Source organism: Rubripirellula tenax, assembly GCF_007860125.1.
Taxonomy (GTDB): domain Bacteria; phylum Planctomycetota; class Planctomycetia; order Pirellulales; family Pirellulaceae; genus Rubripirellula; species Rubripirellula tenax.
Map to the genome: position 1 here is coordinate 514,282 of NZ_SJPW01000002.1, position 17,900 is coordinate 532,181.

Consider the following 17,900-nt stretch of genomic DNA (forward strand, 5'->3'; position numbering starts at 1 on the left):
CCGGATACTGATCTGGAACCGCAACTGTATCAGCCCCCCCATGAAACATGCCGTCGAGTCCTCGTTGAAGGAAGGCGACGAGATCCCGTTAGGCCTGTTGCAGGTCGGTGACGGGCTGGTCCGTTTTGGCTCGTGCTAAGAAATCGGGCCAGACTTCGTCGGTCAGTTTCGTCTCGCCCAACGTGATCGTCTCGTTGACGTTCAAGTTGCCTTCGAGAATGTGCGCCGAGTTGAGCGCATAGAAGCCGGGGACGCTTGTCACGATCGGTGGCAGTTGGGTGCTGTAGTCGATCGTAGCCAACGCGGCGACGTACTTCGCCCGAGCGACTTTGAAATCGAGCACGTTGTCGCGTGAAAAATAATCGTACATCTTTTCCAGCGTCGACAAACACTTTTCTTTGTAGTCGTCGTCGGTCTCGTTGAGGCCTTCGTGGTCATCCGGCAGGTACTTGGGCAAATACACCAAGTGGTTGCCGCCCAGTTGAGTGTCCGGGTTCACAATCGTTGACATCTCGATCACCGCGGTCAGCGGTACCCAGGTGTCGGTGATGTTGGTGACGTAGTAGGGGCTGATCGGTTCTTTCAGCAGCATCGACGCACAGACGACGCCGAGGTAGCGAATCGCTTCGAGCTTTGACTTTTCGGTGTCCGTGAGCTCGTCACAAGAGCGGGCGATCAGCGGCGATGCGATCGTCGAAACGACATTGTCGAATCGTTGGGATTCGCCGCCGGCAAAGGTGACGTCCAGACCGGGGCCGTCGTCGACGCGGACGACGCTGGTGACCGGCGACGATGTCATCACCTTCAGTCCCTTTTGAGTCAGCACCTCGACCCAGCGATCCAGAATCCGTGCGTACCCCCCCGGCACGTAACCGAACATTTCCTTTTTCGCACCGCTGCGACGGGCTTTGTACATCCGGGCGGTGTGCGCCCAAATGAAAGCCGCCGATGTTTGTTTGTAGGCGTCGCCCAGCTTGGCCTTCAGGAGGGGCAACCAGACCTTTTCGAACGCGCCGTTACCCGACCAGCGACGAAGCCATTTTTCGACCGATAGCTTCTCGAGTCGCCGCCAGCTCTTGATCTTCGAAGCGTAGAAAATCGTTCCACCCAGACGCAGTCGCTCGATCATCGACAACGGTGGAAACCTCAGGAATTCGGCCGTATTGCTCATCGAAAGCAGCTTGCCGCCGGCATAGAACCCGGTCTTGGTTTCGACCCAATCGATCTCGTTTTCGAGTCCGATTTCGGACAGCACGTCACGCAGCTTCGAATCGCTCAGCAAGGTGACGTGATAGAAGCGATCCCAGACGACATCGCCCAATTGCCAGGCACTGGTCAATCCGCCCATCACGGGTGCGGATTCGGCAATCGTGACGTCTTGGCCGCGTCCGATCAGATCGCGGGCGATCTTCAGCCCCATAACGCCACCGCCGACGACCAACCATGTCCGTCGCGGGGCGCCGTTCGCATTCGATTCGGTCACAACTAGTTCTTCCCGACGCGGTGACGGCCGAGCAGTTTCAGTGTCAACCAGATGGTCTTGAAGACTTGCATCTTGCTGTCGCCACCCTTTTGGTCGTAACGCAGACGTAGCGGTGCTTCACCGAACATGACGCCTTGGCTACGCAACTTCAACAGAACGTCGGCCATGCAGGAAAAGCCCTTTTCGCCGACGAAATTGTCGCCGTGTTCGGCAAATGCTTGGCGGATCACCGATGCACGATAGGCCCGGTAACCCGATGTGTAATCGCGAACGCCACGAGTCGGGAACAGGGATGTGAATAGCACACGGGCACCGATCGACAAGATATGCCGCTCAAACGGCACGCCGATGACGCGAGCACCCGGTTGGAAACGCGATGCGATAACCACGTCACAACCTTCGTGAATCATGCCCACCATCCGTTCAATCAACCCGGGGGGATGCGTGTTGTCGGCGTCCATCGTGACGATGATGTCACGCTCGCCCGCCCGGTCGACGGCTTCGCGAAGACCGTCACGAATGGTGACGCCCAGGCCCGAATTGACTTCGTGTTGGACCAGGTGGATCGGCATTTGAAACGACATTTGTGAAGCGATTTTCGCCGTGTCGTCCTTGCTGCCGTCGTCGACGATGATGACTTCGTAGGGCAATCCGCTGTCCGCGAACGCTTCGCCGATCCGCTCTAGCAGTTCTGGCAGTGCTTCTTCTTCGTTATAGGCCGGCAATGCCATGAACACCTTCGACGGGCGAAACCGAATCGAATCGCGTGATTCATGATTGGATTCGACTTGCGAAGTGACTTGTTGCTGGGTTTCCGGGCCGGTCGGATCGTGATTCATGTTTAGAAGGGTGGGCCTGAGCCAACCGGTGTGGGGTCGAAGGCGGGTGTCGAATGAAGCAAGCTGAGGCAATCGGGGGGTGATTCCTTCGTGGAATTTCCAGTGTCATTGCTACAACCCGCTTCCACAAGACTTTACATGGTGAACTTTTCAACACTTTTTGCAGCGTCGCCCGAAACACCCTTAAGCACCTGGTTGCGTCGGCCTTTTTTGCACCAATATGGCCACCAAAATGACCAAGCCCGCAGCCAAACACACACCATTGATGCTGGTCAGCACTCGAACCCCCATGGGACCGACGTCGATCCGCCCCATGATCATTCGTGTCGAGACGTAATTGAACAGCGGAACGGACCATAGGCCGACCAACGCCAGTCGCCAAAATCCAGAGATCGACGCCCATGACGAAGGCGTTTTCATCAGCACGGCGGCGAGCGGGCCGACCATCAGCATGGTGTCATAGGATTGGTGATAGAGACTGACTAACGAAGTCAACAGAATCAACGCGCCCGTGACACCCACCAACCCGTCGTCCAATCCGGCCCGTCGCCGCTGGTGAAGCAGCAACATCGACGGGATCAGGAAAACGAACATCGCGACCAGGTGGGCCGCTTCCTTCGGATCTTTGCCCGCCCATTTGGCGACCACGGCCAGTGCGTCGACTCGCGTCCATGAAAACACGGGCGACTCGTCGTCTTGGGCGCGGTGAATCTCTTGAGACTCTGTGAAGTCGTTGCGCAGGATCTCGATGCCGCGGCCGATGTCCCCTTCGCCTTCGTGATAGGCAATCCAGGCAAACGGGATTCCCGCGGCGACGATGCTGAGCACGGCGCCGATGATGATCGCTTTCACATTGCCGCGTGCCAGCATTATGAAACCGAGCGGCAAGATGTAAGTCGGCTTGGATGCGACGACTGCCAGCATTACCGCCGCCCGCCACGGTCGTCGGTCGCCCCAGTGAATCGCCAAGTAGGTCGCCAACACCAATTCGAACGTGAAGTACCCGTCAAACAAAGTGATGTGTCCGCCACGAGAAAACACCAGCGCCGCCGCGACGGCCAACGTCAAGTCGGCACGAATCGGTCGCCCGATGGATGCGGAAACGACCGCACCGATCGCGATGATCATGAACAGCGAAAACAGAAAGTACGTGACTTCGGCAACGTGCAACGGCATCACGACCCAGGGCGTATGCAACACCAAGATCGAAGGCAGGAAGAACGGAATCTGGCGGGCGACGGGGTTGGCGGCGGCGTAGTCGGCGCCATAGGGGCTGATGCCGTCCAGCACCGCGCGGGTGGGGAAATAGATTCCGTTGTGAAAGTCGCACATCCCTTGGCGTGAGGGATCAAACGGGCCAGGCGTTTGATACTGCTTGACCGTTCTGGCGGCCGTCAAAAAAACGCCGAGCGCGAAAATGAAAAACGCGATGATCGCATATCGGCGGTCGCCGACCACAAAACGGCTAGCCATTCGTACGTCCAAGCAATCGTCGCGTTGCTGCGGTCACGTCGCTTTGTCGCATCAATGACTCGCCGACCAGCACCGCTTTGACCCCGCCCCGGCCGAGCATCAAAACATCTTCATGAGTAACAATGCCGCTTTCGCCGACCAACAACCGATCGTCAGGAATCGACGGGCGCAGATCCAAGGTGTGCGAGAGCGACGTTTTGAATGTTTTCAGATCTCGATTGTTGACGCCAACCAAACGAGTTCCCGTCGCCAGGACCGCATCCAGATTGGATGGCTCGTAGAGCTCGATCAACGTTTGCAAACCCAGTTCCGCCGCTTCGTCGTGCAGTCGTTTCAGCTCGCTTGGCGTCAAGCATTCGGCGATCAATAGCACGCAATCGGCGCCGACGACTCGGGCTTGCAGCAGCTGGTATCGATCGACGATGAAGTCTTTTCGTAACAGCGGCAAGTCGACTGCGGCACGGACCTGTTTCAGGTATTCAAGCGATCCTTGAAAGAATGGCGCGTCGGTCAGCACGCTGATGCAGGCGGCGCCACCGGTGGCATAGCACTTGGCCAAAGTCGCGGGGTCAAAGTCTTTGCGGATCAATCCTGCCGACGGGCTGGCTTTTTTGACTTCGGCAATCAACTGAACATCATCACCGGCGGCAAGTGCGCCGTGAAAGTCGCGGCAAGCTGGCAAATCGGCAAGCATCGACTCGAGTGCCGACGCAGGCACGCGGGCACGATCCGTTTCGATCGTGACCCGCGTTTGGTCGATGATCTTGTCCAGAATTGTCATTTAGTGCTTAAAGTGCCGGCGTCCTGTCAGCACCAAAGGCAGGTTGAACCGGTTGCAAGCCTCGATCACTTCGTCGTCGCGGCGCGATCCGCCGGGTTGGATCACGGCGACAACACCGGCGTCGGCGGCGGCTTCGATCGAGTCGGGGAACGGGAAGAACGCGTCCGAAGCCAGCACGGAACCCTGGGCTCGATCGCCGGCTTTGTCGATCGCGATCTCGACGCTGTCGACGCGGCTCATTTGGCCTGCGCCGACGCCGATTAGCGACGTGTCTTTGGCAAGCACGATCGCGTTGCTCTTGACGTGTCGGACCATTTCCCAGGCGAACGAAACGTCGTCCCACAGTTCGTCGACAACCTTGGTGTCGGTGACTGTTTTCCACTGCAACATGGAACTGGTCATGCGGTCGGCATCTTGCACCAAGACTCCACCGGAAATGAATCGACGTTGGATCGACGATGGCGGCGTATCCAAGCGCCCGACCTGCATCAACCGGACGTTGTCACGCCACTTCGGTTTGCTGGTCAGCAACCCGACGGCTTCGGCTTCGAAGTCCGGTGCCACGATCGCTTCGATGAACAATCCCGGTTCACAAAGTAGTTCGGCCGTTTCTTTGTCAACGGTTCGGTTGAATCCCAGCACGCTGCCGAAGGCGCTTAGCGGGTCGCCGGCGAGTGCTTTACGGCATGCCCGGGCAAGCTTGATGTCCGTCGCCGCACCGCAAGGGTTGTTGTGCTTGATGACGGAAACGGCTGGTCCGCCAAAGCCACGAACAATCTCAAGCGCCGAATCAAGGTCTAGCAGATTGTTGTACGACAGTTCTTTGCCGCTGATTTGTCGAGCCGAGACGAGGTTCGCACTTCGCACGTTCGGGTCGACATACAAGGCGGCCCGTTGGTGTGGGTTTTCGCCGTAACGCAACTGCGTTTTGCGGCGAAGCGTCATGCTCAAACTGGCCGGGAATTCACCGCCCAGTGGTTCGCCTCGCATGAAATCGGCGATCGCGCGGTCGTAGCCAGCGGTGTGTTCGAACGCATCGGCCGCAAGCTGGCTTCGAAACTGGTGCGCCGTGCCGCCGACTTCGTCCATTTGGGCCAGTAGCTCGCCGTACTGTTGCGGGCTGGTCGCGACGGCAACATCGTTGTGGTTCTTGGCCGCGGCACGAACCAGACTGGGCCCGCCGATGTCGATCTGCTCGACGCATTCTTCGCGGCTAACGCCCGGTCGCGCGGCAGTTGCGGCGAACGGGTACAGGTTCACCACCACCAAATCGAACGGGATGATGTCGTGTTCGTCGATCGCGTCCATGTGATCGTCACGGTCGCGAATCGCCAGGATGCCGCCGAAGATTTTGGGGTGCAGCGTTTTGACGCGGCCGTCCAGCATCTCGGGGAACCCGGTGTACTCGGCGACGTCATGGACCTCGATTCCGGATTGTTCCAGGTGTTGGCGGGTGCCACCGGTGCTGTAGATCGCGACACCGGCACGTTGCAGCCCGGCGGCCAAGTCGGACAGACCGAGCTTGTCGCTGACGCTGATCAGGGCGGTGCGGATGGGGACGACGTCAGGGGCGGTCATGGCGATCCGGAGTGGTCAAACGCGGAGAAAAACGCGAGGCAGGTGGCTTAACGAACCGCCATTGTGTAATCGCCAAAAGCCCAAAACGTCAACGGGGCGAGCCTACAGACGCACGGCGATCCCGGCTTCTCGCATCGCTTGTTTGGTCTCTGCGATCGTGAATTGGCCGAAGTGAAAGATACTGGCGGCCAACGCCGCGTCGGCATTGCCATCGCGAATCGCATCCACCAAATGCTGGGGCGAACCGGCCCCACCGCTGGCCACGACGGGGATCGAAACGGCTTGGCTGACCGCCGAAGTGATCTCGATGTCGTAGCCGTCGCGAGTCCCATCGGCGTCCATGCAGGTCAACACGATCTCGCCGGCGCCCAGCCGTTCGATCTCTTGCGCCCACTCGACCGCCATCAGCCCCGTCGGTTTTCGGCCGCCGTTGATGTGGACTTCCCAGACTTCTTTGCCGTCTTTGACGATCCGCTTGGGGTCGATGTTGACGACGATGCACTGGCTGCCAAAGCGATCGGCGGCGCGGCGGACGAAGTCGGGATCGGTACAGGCCGCTGAATTGATCGATACCTTGTCGCACCCGGCCGACAAAAGAGCTCGCACGTCGTCGACCGTCCGAACGCCGCCGCCGACGGTCAACGGCATGAACACCTGTTCGGCCGTACGCCGGACGACATCCAAAATGATCGCCCGCTCTTCGTGGCTGGCCGTGATGTCTAGGAACACCAATTCGTCGGCACCCTCGGCTTCGTATCGCCGCGCCACTTCGACCGGGTCGCCGGCGTCACGAAGGTTCACAAAGTTGGTTCCCTTGACGACACGGCCTTCGAACACGTCCAAACAGGGAATCACGCGGGCAGCAAGCATGGTCGGTCATCTCGGGTTACGAAAGCAGGTTCGACACGGTCGATCGGCACTGGTCCAAGTAACCGACGCCGAACATGTTCAAATGGTTCATCAGATGATAAAGAACATAGACGCCCGTTCGCCGTTGCCAACCGGCGGGCAACGGGAACGCATCGTCGTAAGCCTCATAAAATTCTGCGGGGCAAGACCCGAAAAGCCTCAGCATCCCGAATTCGGCCTCGCGACAGCCCCGGTAAACCGCCGGATCGACGATCACCGGCTGCCCGTCGGCGTCGCACAAGTAGTTGCCGCTCCACAGGTCGCCGTGCAGCAACGACGTCTCGTCGTCTCGCCCGGCAAGCAACTCGTCCATCCGACCGACGATGGTTTCGATGTCGCGTTGAAGACTCGAATCAGCCAGCCCCTGATCGACGGCCCATCGGAGCTGGAACCCGATCCTCTGGTCGGCGACGAACTCGGACCAAGTCGATCGAGACGCGTTCGGTTGGCGAGCGGAACCGAGATAGTTGTCCCGGTCGAGTCCGATGGCAGTGCCCAGCGTTGTTTGGTGCAGTGTTGTTTGACGCAGCGTTGTTCGATGCAGCGCCGCGAGGCAGCATCCGAAATCTGCAAAAAAGCTCGATCCGCGGTGGCCCGATTCAATCCATCGCATCACCAACCAAGCTCGCCCGTCTACAACGCCGCCGGCGATGACTTCGGGCACTTCGATCGCGTCGGCCGCGCGCAACCGAGATAGTCCGTCACGTTCACATTCGAAATTTTCGGCGAAGGATCGGTCGTTCGATTTGACGAACACAGTTTCGGCAGTTCCGTCCGAATACTTCAGCACGACGCGAGCGGCGTCACTGATACAGCCGCCGCCCACCGTGGACACGTTCGTGACAGCGACGACGTTCGGAATGAGTTTTCGGATCGATGATTCCATGTCGCGCCGACACTCTTTCAAGCGTCTCGCTTGGGCGAGGCCGATTCATCGACAAAGAACGTCACATCGTTGTGCATCCTCAGCAGTGATGCCGGACAATCGGGCGATACCGGACCAAGCATCGCGTCCCCGATGGCGTCCGCTTTCACGTCACCCGTCGCGATCAAGATGATTTGATCGGCTTCCATGATTGTGCCGATTCCCATCGTGATGGCCGTTCTTGGAACGTCGTCGACCGAATCGAAGAAACGCGAGTTGGCTCGGATCGTTTGTCCAGTTAGCGAAACTTGACGCGTGCGAGAATCGGCGGCTGACCCGGGTTCGTTGAACGCGATATGCCCGTTCGACCCAATCCCCAACAATTGAATTGCAATGCCTCCGGCAGTCGCAATCGCCGATTCGTATTCGGCAACATGCTTTTCGATGTCTAGGCATTGACCATCGGGTACGTGAGTGTTGGCCAGATCAATGTTCACGTGATCGAACAATTGCTGTTGCATGAAGTGGCGAAAACTCTGTGGATGGTCCGATGCCAAACCGATGTATTCGTCCAAGTTGAACGTCGTCAGTTGCGAGAAGTCCAATGCTTCATCGCGATGCAGTTGAATCAAACGTTGGTAGGTTGCAACGGGACTGCTTCCCGTCGCCAACCCCAAAACCAATTTGGGGTTCGATGTGATGGCCGCGGCAATGCGGCGTGCAACTTGGTCAGCGACATCGCCGGCTGAGGGGACAACGGTCAATCGAGGGGAAGACGTCATGCCAGTTCGGACTCCAATGCGTCGATCGCTTCCATGATCAAAAAGGTCAATTCGCCGGCGCTGATCTTGTTCAGGACTTCGTCGCGGACGTCATCTCTTAGAAACACTCTTACGCGTTTGACGTGATTGTCGAATTGCTGACTCGCCAGCGCCGAAGCCACCGGCGAAACGTCACCCAATGTTCTTGTTGTGCCGTCACGTCCGATGACGTCCATGTTGATATCGACTTCTAGTTTTACGGGCGGCGCATCGACAAGAACGTCGACCGCGTGGACAACAACTCCGCTCTTGCTGGATAGACTCCCCGCCAATCGCTCCGCCAAGGCGACCAGCCACCAATAGGGTTTACGAGCCAATCGTCCGTGAACTTGGTCGCCATCAACGGCATTGAATTCGGCAGCCCGTTTGTAAAGACGTCGACGGGAACCGAACAGTCCTTCGGCAAGCGGTTCGGCGACGCTGCCTTCGGCCGATCGGCGTAGGTTGGCGATCCACTCGGCTTCCTTCATCCCCAGCGTCGATTCCAGATCGAGCCGATGCTGCAACAGGAATACGCACCGCTGTAGCATCGCCGTCGCGGCGCGGACGGTGTGATGCCAATAGACTTCGCTGAACATGATGTAGCGAGAGAACACCATCATCTCAGCGGCCGTTCGACCTTTGTCGCCAACCGCCAACGCGCCCGTTTGCGGGTGAATGCAAAGCGATGCGATCAATCGACCGGCGTCAAAGTTTCGGCCATAGGGAACGCCGGCATGCAGGCTGTCGCGTTGCAGATAGTCCAGTTTGTCGACATCGATCGGGCCGCTCAAGCAAGATGCCAAAAACCGGTGCCCCGACGTGTGATCGCTTGGTCGCACCGACCCCGGGCAAAGAAGCGAAAGCACGTCGGCGGCGTCACATGCCCAATCGTCACGGATGCAGTTTGCAAGTTCGGATCGTTCGATCCATCCGCCGATGCGGGTTTCGTGTTCACCGAGTTCCGCGATTCGCATGTCTTCGATCGGGTGGCAAAACGGCCAGTGGCCGACGTCGTGCAACAACGCCGCCAAAACGAACGCGTCGGCCAATCGGTCATCGACCATCGATTCGAACCCGGCATCGCCAGCGAATCTTGCCAGCACGCCGACGGCGTTGCCGTAGACCCCAAGGGTGTGCTCGAATCGCGAGTGCGTCGCGCCGGGGTAAACAAGACTGACCATCCCTAACTGGGTGATCGATGCCAGGCGACGGATCGGTGAAGTATCCAGCACGCGCCGAACGCGATCGGACATCGGGACGTCCTGTGCTGGTGGGATCCGAACTAACGAGCCGGTTTGGTAAAGCGATTGAATTTCGGGCAGCATGAGGCGACGTTTTGATCGAATGAACTGATCGAGAAAGCGAGACTCGAAACGCTTCGGCTAGGGAAGCGGTGTGCCGGTCGCAAGCACAGCGCCGCTAAGCAGCGCCAACAGCAAAGTCGCGATCAGGTACAGCCCCGCATGGGCCAGCCCGCTGGTGAATTCAAGTTCAAAGCAACCGACCGACATCATCGCGCCCACAGCCAACATGACCGAGAAGATGATCCCAAACCACATGAACGACATCTGTGACGGCGATTCGTAATCGGCGACATAGGCCGGCACGAACGCGTACAGCAACCACAGCGAAGCGAACAAGGCCGAGCAAATCAAAACTCGATTGCGAAGTTCATCGCTGACGTAGGGCGCCAACTCGGAATCTCGCACGAACGTGTATCCAGCCCAAACGAGCGGCGGTGCGACGGCCAACGCTCCGATCGCCAAAATCACTGTGGAAACGCCACCGGTGAATCGCAATCCGATCGCCACGCCGATCGCGGCCAGGACTGCGCCGCCGGTGATCATCAGCCCTTTGCGAGTGACATCGGTCTCGCTGCGTTTGAGGGGCTTTAAAACACTCTTGCCGCTACTGTCTTTGGGCGCCCCGTCGTCGGGCGCGTGGATGACGACCTGTTCGTCCAGTTCGGGGACCCGAATTTGGTTTTTACAGCTCGGGCAGGGGCCGGTTTTGCCCGCGAATTTTTCGCTGACTTGAAACCGTTTCAAACACTTCGGACAGGTGACTTGGATCTGCATGGATGAATAGATTTCAGGCGTCAGGTTTCAGGCGTCAGGTTTCGGCTGTGCTCGTGATAATAACAGACATTGGATTTGGTATTGTAGGGACGAGCCGCCGTCCGACTCCGAGCAGCCAAACCCGATTTCCTGACGCCTGTCACCTGAAACCTGGCTCCCCCCCATGCCCACCGCTCACGTCGTCTTGTACCAGCCCGAAATCCCGCAAAACACCGGCAACATTGGGCGCACTTGCGTCGCCGTGGACGCAAAGCTGTGGATTGTCCGACCGGCCGCGTTCCAGATCGACGACACGAAACTGCGTCGTGCGGGATTGGACTACTGGCAACATCTCGAACTCGGCGACGCCGCAAACTGGGACGACTTGGTCAGCCAACTGGCTCCGCGAAGGTTCTTTTTTCTTTCGCGATTCGCCAAGCGGACGATTTGGGACGCCGAATTTCAACCCGACGACGTGTTCGTATTCGGTCGCGAAACGTCGGGGCTGCCGGACACGATCCTCGACCCGGATGACCCCCGGTCGCTGTCACTGCCGACGTCGTCGCACGTTCGCAGCTTGAATTTGGCGACGACGGCGGGCATCGTGCTGTATGAACATCAACGCCAAATTCGCCAACAACAAGCCGAGCGATCATGAGCCATCCAACGCGATTGTCCCGGCGACCGCCACAGATCAGCATTGGGTTCATGATGTTGATGATGGTTGTTTTCGCGCTGATGTCGGCGGGGCTCCTTTACGCCGCTCGCGTTCCCGCAGTGCAGGAAGAGCTGAGCATGCTGGTGAGCGGTAAGGCGGCCTCATTGGGCGCCGACGGCGGTCGGGCGCCGCATATCCTATTCATCATGTTCACGTTCACGTCACCGCTGTTGCTGGCCCTCGTTTTGTCCAGCTGCATGGGTATGTTGCGTTGGTTCAACGGGCGTCGGCCCCAACCGGCGGTTGTTCTCAGCGGTGAGCTCCGCGGCGAATTCAGCACGGAATCCAACGATGGGTCAGCGGATCCGCCGGTGGGGTGATGAAAGGGAATGGCTTTTTACCGCGTTTTTTGTTCGGACTTTGCAACAAAGATCGCTACGTTGTCTGTGCTTCCTAACGGACGCATGAATTTGTTTTTTTTCTCGGCGGTAAAAATGATGATACAGCTTAGTCCTCCGGGCCACTGGCTTGGCCTCACTTTCTTGCTCCTGTGCGCCGCTGGCTGTTCGAAAGCCGAGATGAAGCAGGCGATTGAAGACGCCAAGACGAAGACGCAAGAGATCGCTCAGTCGACCGTCGAAGCCGTCGAAGAGCATTTGCCACCCTCGGGCGAGATCACCCTGCGTGGTGCAACGCCGATCGATCCGACCAGCACGGCAACACTTGAACTGTTGCCGATCGGGGATGGACGCCCCGGCTTCGTCCAGATCGCTAGCTATGATCCCACCGATTCGTCGAAAGCCTATCCAGCGATTCTGTTGCATGGTGCGACGACGGCTTCGAGCGTTTCGTCTTTGGCGGGAACGACGGTGGCGTGCGATGTCTACCTTCAAGTTTCGTCAACGACACCGATCGCGATGACAGCGCCGGGCAAGTTGGCAAATGTGTCGTTCACGGCGCTGGACCCGACCGATCAAACCATCAAGGCCAACATCGAAGCGATCGAACTTGTGGGCTCGGATGGGAAGCCGGTTTCCATTTCGGGCGGTGAGCTGGTCGCGGTTGCAAAGGGAGGTCAGTAGATCATGGTCAATCGAATGAAGTTTGTGGCAATCAGTGCGTTGGTCGGGTTCATCATGGCGATGCCCTGCCACGCCAACCCCAGTGACGACAAGCTAGAGGCTGGTCTGGACGCCCACGGCACCATCAGCGGCGCCAAGGAATTGGTGGCCAAGTGCTATAAGAATCTGCAACGCATCGAAGCCGACTTGGTAAAAATGCATGCACCGCCCAACGATCCGACGAAGTTGTCAGGCTCAGCGATCAGCGCCGCTGCGGGTGATATTTGGCAATTGACTCGCGACGCCCAAACGTTGCAATTGATGGGTGAACCGGCGGGCTATGAAATTGCGAATACGACGCAGATGCTGTTGCAACCGATGGCCAACAAGGCGCTTGCGTTTCGAGGCACACCCGCGGGCCAGAAACTGCGACAGAAGCTGGGGTCGAAGCTGACGCGAGGCCTTCCTAAGCTCGATAGTTTTGTTGGAAAAGCGAAAGCTGCCCTCGAGGCGGGGAAAGTGGAGGTCGTTGTCCAGCAAATGGAATCGAAAGGATATGAACTGTCCGCCGACTTGATTCACTTCACGCCGGAAGAGCGAGACCGGCTGGATTCCGATTTTTTCCCAGTTATCGGAAGTGCAACCGGTCAGTACGCACCCATATTGCGAAAGAAATATGCAGCGGCCGCCGCGGAAGTTGCCGCTGCACGATCCGTGCCCGCGACTGAGTTCGCCGACCAAGCGGATCGCGTCGTAGGTGAAATCGTCAAAGGCGAATCTGCGACGCTTGGCGAAGGAGTATCGGGTGGCCCCGTCGAAGCATTCGATTATCTTGCCGCCCAGTGGCAATCCGCATCGACGGGTTTGATCCAGGCCGCGACGATCGAGTTTGCCTTTAAGATCGGAGACGGGGCGGAACGAAATGCCCAAGCCACCGAGCTAAAGACCAAGGCGACCGCCTCGCTCGTCGCCCTCGTCGAGGCTTCCGCGGCATCGACTTCGGCGACCAAGGTAAGAGATTTGCATCGACAACTGATCGATCGCATCGGCGTGTTACAGCGCCGGATGGGCTACACGGGAAAGGATTTTGGCAAGTCCTTTGAACCGGCGCTTGCGAAATTGGCGGCCAAAGATCCGGGGTTCACGGAACAGATTGAGGCCTACCGCCGAGCGACGGCTGAACCCTTGGCTTGGCGAAAACGTTTCGCCAGCGAACAGACGCGTCGAGCGAGCGAGAAAGTTCCCGCGTCCACTGCACTGCTAGTGGAAAAGTCGATCGTCGAATCTTCGATCCGGCCTGAGTTTTTATCTCGCCTGGGGGCACCGATTCCCGTTGCGCCTGACCGCATCAGCGCCCCAAGTCACTGGGTCGTTCACGAGGCCGCGACAAGACTATTGGGCAAACAGGTCCACGAGAAGACGTTGCTTCGTCTTTCGCCAACCAGCAAAGTCGGCATGGTGCCGTTGGACGGACTTCACTATGCGGCCGTCGCGACACCTGATGTTGGCGGATCGGCTGCGGAAGATCTGAATCGATCGCTTGGCATCACGGCAACGCATGGACCATTGACGATGGACGCCGCATACGCCAGTTCAATGGCGTCGGTCGGCGATTTCGAAACCGTGATCGGCGTGGTGAAGGGTGTCACAATGGAAGCGAGAATCACGCGATTGATTACGCTGCCTAGCGTCGCTTACATGATGGTGCCGCTGGGAACGCTGCCCGACCTAGAAGAACATGGGGCGACGATGCAGTCGCTCGTTTGGCGACTGGACCTTCAGCCTCAATGGGCCGACGCGGGATACTTCACTGCCAATGTGCAGTGAAAAGGTGCAGTGAAAAGGTGCAGTGACAGGGTGCACCGCCTAGGTGCAGTGAACGGGAATCACCATCGAATGCCGCCGCCCCAGGAGCTGTCCGAGCCACGACCGGAGCTGCTGCCACCCGATTGAATCCATGATCGGTCCTGAGTGTTGCGGCGGCGGCCGGCTCGGCGGGCGTGTTCTTGCAAAGCTCCACCGGCCGCGTGTGCCATCGCGTTGATCAACACCTGTGTCATCGGGTGCGTCGCGACGGCTGTGATCTGTTCCATTGCCGTCGGCCCCCATCGTTGGGCGCTGCGAATCTCGCTCCACAACATTTCGGCATTGCCGGACTGGATCGCACGGTTGACGTGCATCGGTACATCCAACGTACCGACAAACTGTGATCGCGCCGAATCGAATCCCGCCGACCGAAACTGTTGGATCAATCGTCCCATGTCTTCCAAGAAAGCCTGGATCTTCAACGTCTCGTTCTGATGCTGCTGGGCCGCTTCGTCGTATGATCCGACTTTGGCTTCCACGTTCATCAACTGGGCAACGATTTGATCGTCCGTCAAATCGATCGTCGATGTCGCTCGACGTTTAAGATCACGCGAATCGATTTGCTGCAACATGTTGCGAAACAAGTCGATCGCCTCGCGGTAATACGTCCCACGCGGATCATCTGCTTCCGTCAACTGCGATTGAACAAGATTCGTTTCGGCGATCAGCTTGTCGAGGATCCGAATCTGATCGTCTCGGCGTCGTTGCATTGCCGAGTTCGCTTCGATCTTGGCCGGCAAGCCCAAGCCAGCGGCGACGTGGTCGCGACGGCGTTCCAGTTCGTCCATCACCACGTCAAGCGATTGTCGATCATCGGCGATAATCTGGCGCATTTGCTCGGGTGTCTTCTTTAGAAAATCGTAGCCCTGCTTTGCCTTGTTGTAGTCGACCATTTTGCCGACCCAGCGATCCATGCGGCGAGTGAAGCCACGATGCTTGTATTCCGCCGTCCCAAACTTTCGGTCCTGAAGATACTTGAACAACGTACTGGCTTCGTACGCCGGCAGCTTTCTAGCCGAATCCTGTTCGATCTCGTGCAAGTTTGCTTCCGCCCGCTCTAGCGCCGCTTCCGCGACGGCCGCGCGATCGGCCAACTCGACGAACGGGCCATCTTGGCGAAGCTGCTGTTCGACTTGGTCTGCCAACTGCTTTTGCGATTCGATCAGCTCGTCAAGGTCGTGATTGATCGTCAGCAACGTCGCATCCTCGGTCTGCCGCCGTGCATCCAACTTCGTAAGCTCGGTGTGGAGGTGGTCACACTGCTGTTGCTTGCGACGAAATACTTGGGACATCGCCGGCTGGACCTCGACCCACGTCGCCCGAATCGATTCCGGCGTCAGATCGGGCAGATAGAACTCGGCCAGCTTCACCAACGATTCGCTTCGGGTATCGTCCAATTGATCGCGCTGTTGTGTCGCTTCGGTGATGCGAGCGCGCACCGATTCGAGCAGTGCTTGGGTTTGCGAATAGGCATCCATCAATTGCTGATGAACAACGGGTCCAGAGATCGGCATCGGGAGGTCTGACCTGACGAGAGAACGAAAGCGGAGGTGACTTAAGCGAACAAGAACCAATACGCACCAACGACCGTTGCGGCCGCCGCCGCGCCCGCCATGATGCGGTTTCTCCAAACCCAACAGTGGGCCATGAACCTGCTCATCCCCGGCGCCGGTTCCTGGAAGACATGCAACGTGTCCATGTACTGCCGAATCGCGGCATCGATCTCGGCTTCGGTGACGGTGTCGCCGGACAATCGCGCTGTCCGAAGCAGCTTTTCTCGTAGCGAAGCCCGCAGGTCATCGCGGCGGAACATCTCTTCGGCCGTTTCGCGACGATCCCGCATCTCACGCGCCACATCCATTACCCGCAGCGTCTCCTGGAGCGACAGATTCTCCAGCGGCGAGGGCATTTCTTGGGAATTTAGCGATGACGACGCTGGGGCGGTGGCTTGCGCGTTGGCTGAGGCCGAAGGCATTTCGCGGACGCTTCCAAAGGAAAAGTGGGGATCAAACAAACCGAACAGTCTGCCTATTCTATGAAAACGGCACTCTGGCGGCAGGGTGGCACGATTGCAGCCGACTCGACCAAGCGCTAATCTTACGGGTGTACGATTGATACGCAGTTTTCACCCGAAAACGCACGCCTCTTTCTCGGAGACTTCCCCGGCCATGTCAGAACAAGCTCAAGCGTCTGCGCCCAACCCCTCTTCGCAAGCCGAATCGGCCCAGCAGACTCGCGACATGAAGTCGATGAAGGAATATCTCGACCGCGCGGTCGTCGTGCTGAAAAAATTCGGTATCGACAGCAAAAACACGGCCCCACAAGAAATGATCAACCTGCTCGAAGAGGTCAAACACCTCGACGAAGACAAGGTGCTGGCCATCGCGGAAGTCATCCAACACATGAGTTCGTTCAACCAATTGGTCCGCGAGAACGTCGAAAGCATCAAGATCGGTAACCGCTATATGGACATCACTCAGATGTTCGACTCGGTCCGGGAAGATAGCAAGCGACTGATCATGCAACTGGATGACGGCAAGATCAGCGGCACCGAAAAGGTGTCCAATTGGTGGATGAAGATGCGGCGTGGATCACCAAACGATCGCTTCGAAAAGATCGTTGAAACGTATAGCGAAGTCGCCAAAGACACCAAGGAAGCGCTCAAGAGCGAAGAAGCTATCATGGAGGGCTACATCGACTTCCGTTTCGCGCTGAAGGAAGCCGAAGTCCTCGCTCGCGAAATCCTGGACAAGCAATTGCCCGTACTCGATGCGGCCAAGGAAGCTCTCGCGGCAACCCAAACCGCACTCGACCAGTACACCGGCGCCGACGAAGGCGGTAAGAGCCAACTGGAACTCAAACGCGACGAAGCTCGTTACGCGTACGAGAAAGAAGACGAAACGTATCAACTGCTCAAAGACATCGCCGAGAATCTTGAAATCGGATACGACGTTGGCGAGACGCTGATCACGAAGCTGAAGCAAACGCACGACGTCAAGGAACGTGTCTATCGTCGTGCGGTCACCTTCTTTACGACCAACGAACACGTCTTCACCATTTTGGGAACGGTCTACACCAGCCAACATGGATTGCACGAAGTCACGCAAGCGACCGAGGCCATGAAAGAAGGCGTGAACAAGGGACTCGAAGACGTCGCTACCCTGGGCCGCGAACTCGAACGGGCCGCCCTTCGCGCCGGTTACGGCAGCACCATCGATCCCGAATCGGTGCAGAAGTTAGTCGACGCGATCAGCGGTTTCCAGATCGAGTCGTTGGAAATGATTGCCGAGCTTCGCAAAGAATCCGATGCAAGTACCAAGGCGATTCGCAAGTCGGTCGAAGAAGGCAAAAAGCGTTACCAAGAAACGCTCGCCAAACATGCCCGTGGCGACAAGCTGAGCTAACAGGCTGGTAGGCAAAGGGTGCCTGCCGGAAACGGCAAGGCCCTGGCTCCCCAAGACCTGACGCTAAAAAACCTTGCACGTTGATCGGCAATTCATCGAGCGATCAAAGGCGGAATCCGTTTC

The 17,900-nt window shown here is 58.1% G+C and carries 17 protein-coding genes; 5 read left to right on the forward strand and 12 right to left on the reverse strand.

Translation table 11 applies throughout. From position 1 onward, the window contains the following. Positions 1–88: 88 nt before the first annotated feature. The 10 genes from Poly51_RS07650 to Poly51_RS07695 form a co-directional block, all read right to left on the reverse strand. A complete protein-coding gene (locus tag Poly51_RS07650; protein WP_246114332.1) occupies positions 89–1,483 on the reverse strand; it encodes an NAD(P)/FAD-dependent oxidoreductase in 1,395 nt (464 codons plus the stop codon). A 2-nt stretch (positions 1,484–1,485) separates the two neighbouring features. Then, complete coding sequence (locus Poly51_RS07655; protein WP_146455981.1) at positions 1,486–2,322, reverse strand: glycosyltransferase; 837 nt, start codon at positions 2,320–2,322, stop codon at positions 1,486–1,488. A 183-nt stretch (positions 2,323–2,505) separates the two neighbouring features. Then, positions 2,506–3,795, reverse strand: a complete 1,290-nt coding sequence (locus tag Poly51_RS07660; protein WP_146455983.1) for a glycosyltransferase family 87 protein — start codon at positions 3,793–3,795, stop codon at positions 2,506–2,508. After that, entirely contained in the window at positions 3,788–4,576 is a 789-nt protein-coding gene (trpC, locus tag Poly51_RS07665) for an indole-3-glycerol phosphate synthase TrpC (protein WP_146455985.1), read from the reverse strand. The genes Poly51_RS07660 and trpC overlap by 8 nt, the downstream gene beginning before the upstream one ends. Further along, positions 4,577–6,154, reverse strand: a complete 1,578-nt coding sequence (purH, locus tag Poly51_RS07670; protein WP_146455987.1) for a bifunctional phosphoribosylaminoimidazolecarboxamide formyltransferase/IMP cyclohydrolase — start codon at positions 6,152–6,154, stop codon at positions 4,577–4,579. A 102-nt stretch (positions 6,155–6,256) separates the two neighbouring features. After that, positions 6,257–7,024, reverse strand: a complete 768-nt coding sequence (gene hisF / locus Poly51_RS07675) for an imidazole glycerol phosphate synthase subunit HisF (protein WP_146455989.1) — start codon at positions 7,022–7,024, stop codon at positions 6,257–6,259. Between the two features lie 16 nt (positions 7,025–7,040). Beyond that, positions 7,041–7,949, reverse strand: coding sequence for a fructosamine kinase family protein (locus Poly51_RS07680; RefSeq protein WP_146455991.1), 909 nt, complete (start codon positions 7,947–7,949; stop codon positions 7,041–7,043). A gap of 17 nt (positions 7,950–7,966) precedes the next feature. Beyond that, positions 7,967–8,710, reverse strand: a complete 744-nt coding sequence (gene nagB / locus Poly51_RS07685; RefSeq protein ID WP_146455993.1) for a glucosamine-6-phosphate deaminase — start codon at positions 8,708–8,710, stop codon at positions 7,967–7,969. After that, positions 8,707–9,984 carry an HD domain-containing protein gene (locus Poly51_RS07690; protein WP_146455995.1) on the reverse strand — a complete coding sequence of 426 codons (1,278 nt, stop codon included), beginning with the start codon at positions 9,982–9,984 and terminating at the stop codon, positions 8,707–8,709. The genes nagB and Poly51_RS07690 overlap by 4 nt, the downstream gene beginning before the upstream one ends. 129 nt (positions 9,985–10,113) lie before the next feature. Beyond that, on the reverse strand, positions 10,114–10,809 hold the full coding sequence (locus Poly51_RS07695) for a hypothetical protein (protein ID WP_146455997.1): 696 nt from the start codon (positions 10,807–10,809) through the stop codon (positions 10,114–10,116). 163 nt (positions 10,810–10,972) lie between these two features. Between Poly51_RS07695 and Poly51_RS07700 the strand changes: the two genes are divergently transcribed. The 4 genes from Poly51_RS07700 (at position 10,973) to Poly51_RS07715 (ending at position 14,334) form a co-directional block, all read left to right on the forward strand. Further along, complete coding sequence (locus Poly51_RS07700; protein WP_146455999.1) at positions 10,973–11,446, forward strand: tRNA (cytidine(34)-2'-O)-methyltransferase; 474 nt, start codon at positions 10,973–10,975, stop codon at positions 11,444–11,446. Beyond that, positions 11,443–11,826 (forward strand): hypothetical protein, encoded by a 384-nt coding sequence (locus Poly51_RS07705; protein WP_146456001.1) that lies wholly within the window; start codon positions 11,443–11,445, stop codon positions 11,824–11,826. Before Poly51_RS07700 ends, Poly51_RS07705 begins: the two co-directional genes overlap by 4 nt. Before the next feature lie 198 nt (positions 11,827–12,024). Beyond that, positions 12,025–12,528, forward strand: a complete 504-nt coding sequence (locus tag Poly51_RS07710) for a hypothetical protein (RefSeq protein WP_146456002.1) — start codon at positions 12,025–12,027, stop codon at positions 12,526–12,528. Positions 12,529–12,531: 3 nt separating this feature from the next. Continuing rightward, a complete protein-coding gene (locus Poly51_RS07715) occupies positions 12,532–14,334 on the forward strand; it encodes a hypothetical protein (RefSeq protein WP_146456004.1) in 1,803 nt (600 codons plus the stop codon). Positions 14,335–14,393: 59 nt separating this feature from the next. Here the strand turns inward: Poly51_RS07715 and Poly51_RS07720 are convergent, their stop codons facing one another. Beyond that, positions 14,394–15,887, reverse strand: coding sequence for a hypothetical protein (locus Poly51_RS07720; RefSeq protein WP_146456006.1), 1,494 nt, complete (start codon positions 15,885–15,887; stop codon positions 14,394–14,396). 41 nt (positions 15,888–15,928) lie between these two features. Beyond that, complete coding sequence (locus tag Poly51_RS07725; RefSeq protein ID WP_146456008.1) at positions 15,929–16,348, reverse strand: DUF6384 family protein; 420 nt, start codon at positions 16,346–16,348, stop codon at positions 15,929–15,931. Between the two features lie 193 nt (positions 16,349–16,541). Between Poly51_RS07725 and Poly51_RS07730 the strand changes: the two genes are divergently transcribed. Then, positions 16,542–17,777: a cell surface protein gene (locus tag Poly51_RS07730; protein WP_146456010.1), complete on the forward strand. Its 1,236-nt coding sequence runs from the start codon at positions 16,542–16,544 to the stop codon at positions 17,775–17,777. Positions 17,778–17,900 lie beyond the last annotated feature (123 nt).

Bases quoted from the DNA above. Each gene is read 5' to 3' on its own strand.
- Poly51_RS07655 (WP_146455981.1), bottom strand. From the start codon at position 2,322: ATGAATCACGATCCGACCGGCCCGGAAACCCAGCAACAAGTCACTTCG.
- Poly51_RS07660 (WP_146455983.1), bottom strand. From the start codon at position 3,795: ATGGCTAGCCGTTTTGTGGTCGGCGACCGCCGATATGCGATCATCGCG.
- trpC (WP_146455985.1), bottom strand. From the start codon at position 4,576: ATGACAATTCTGGACAAGATCATCGACCAAACGCGGGTCACGATCGAA.
- purH (WP_146455987.1), bottom strand. From the start codon at position 6,154: ATGACCGCCCCTGACGTCGTCCCCATCCGCACCGCCCTGATCAGCGTC.
- hisF (WP_146455989.1), bottom strand. From the start codon at position 7,024: ATGCTTGCTGCCCGCGTGATTCCCTGTTTGGACGTGTTCGAAGGCCGT.
- Poly51_RS07680 (WP_146455991.1), bottom strand. From the start codon at position 7,949: ATGGAATCATCGATCCGAAAACTCATTCCGAACGTCGTCGCTGTCACG.
- nagB (WP_146455993.1), bottom strand. From the start codon at position 8,710: ATGACGTCTTCCCCTCGATTGACCGTTGTCCCCTCAGCCGGCGATGTC.
- Poly51_RS07690 (WP_146455995.1), bottom strand. From the start codon at position 9,984: ATGTCCGATCGCGTTCGGCGCGTGCTGGATACTTCACCGATCCGTCGC.
- Poly51_RS07695 (WP_146455997.1), bottom strand. From the start codon at position 10,809: ATGCAGATCCAAGTCACCTGTCCGAAGTGTTTGAAACGGTTTCAAGTC.
- Poly51_RS07700 (WP_146455999.1), top strand. From the start codon at position 10,973: ATGCCCACCGCTCACGTCGTCTTGTACCAGCCCGAAATCCCGCAAAAC.
- Poly51_RS07705 (WP_146456001.1), top strand. From the start codon at position 11,443: ATGAGCCATCCAACGCGATTGTCCCGGCGACCGCCACAGATCAGCATT.
- Poly51_RS07710 (WP_146456002.1), top strand. From the start codon at position 12,025: ATGAAGCAGGCGATTGAAGACGCCAAGACGAAGACGCAAGAGATCGCT.
- Poly51_RS07715 (WP_146456004.1), top strand. From the start codon at position 12,532: ATGGTCAATCGAATGAAGTTTGTGGCAATCAGTGCGTTGGTCGGGTTC.
- Poly51_RS07720 (WP_146456006.1), bottom strand. From the start codon at position 15,887: ATGCCGATCTCTGGACCCGTTGTTCATCAGCAATTGATGGATGCCTAT.
- Poly51_RS07725 (WP_146456008.1), bottom strand. From the start codon at position 16,348: ATGCCTTCGGCCTCAGCCAACGCGCAAGCCACCGCCCCAGCGTCGTCA.
- Poly51_RS07730 (WP_146456010.1), top strand. From the start codon at position 16,542: ATGTCAGAACAAGCTCAAGCGTCTGCGCCCAACCCCTCTTCGCAAGCC.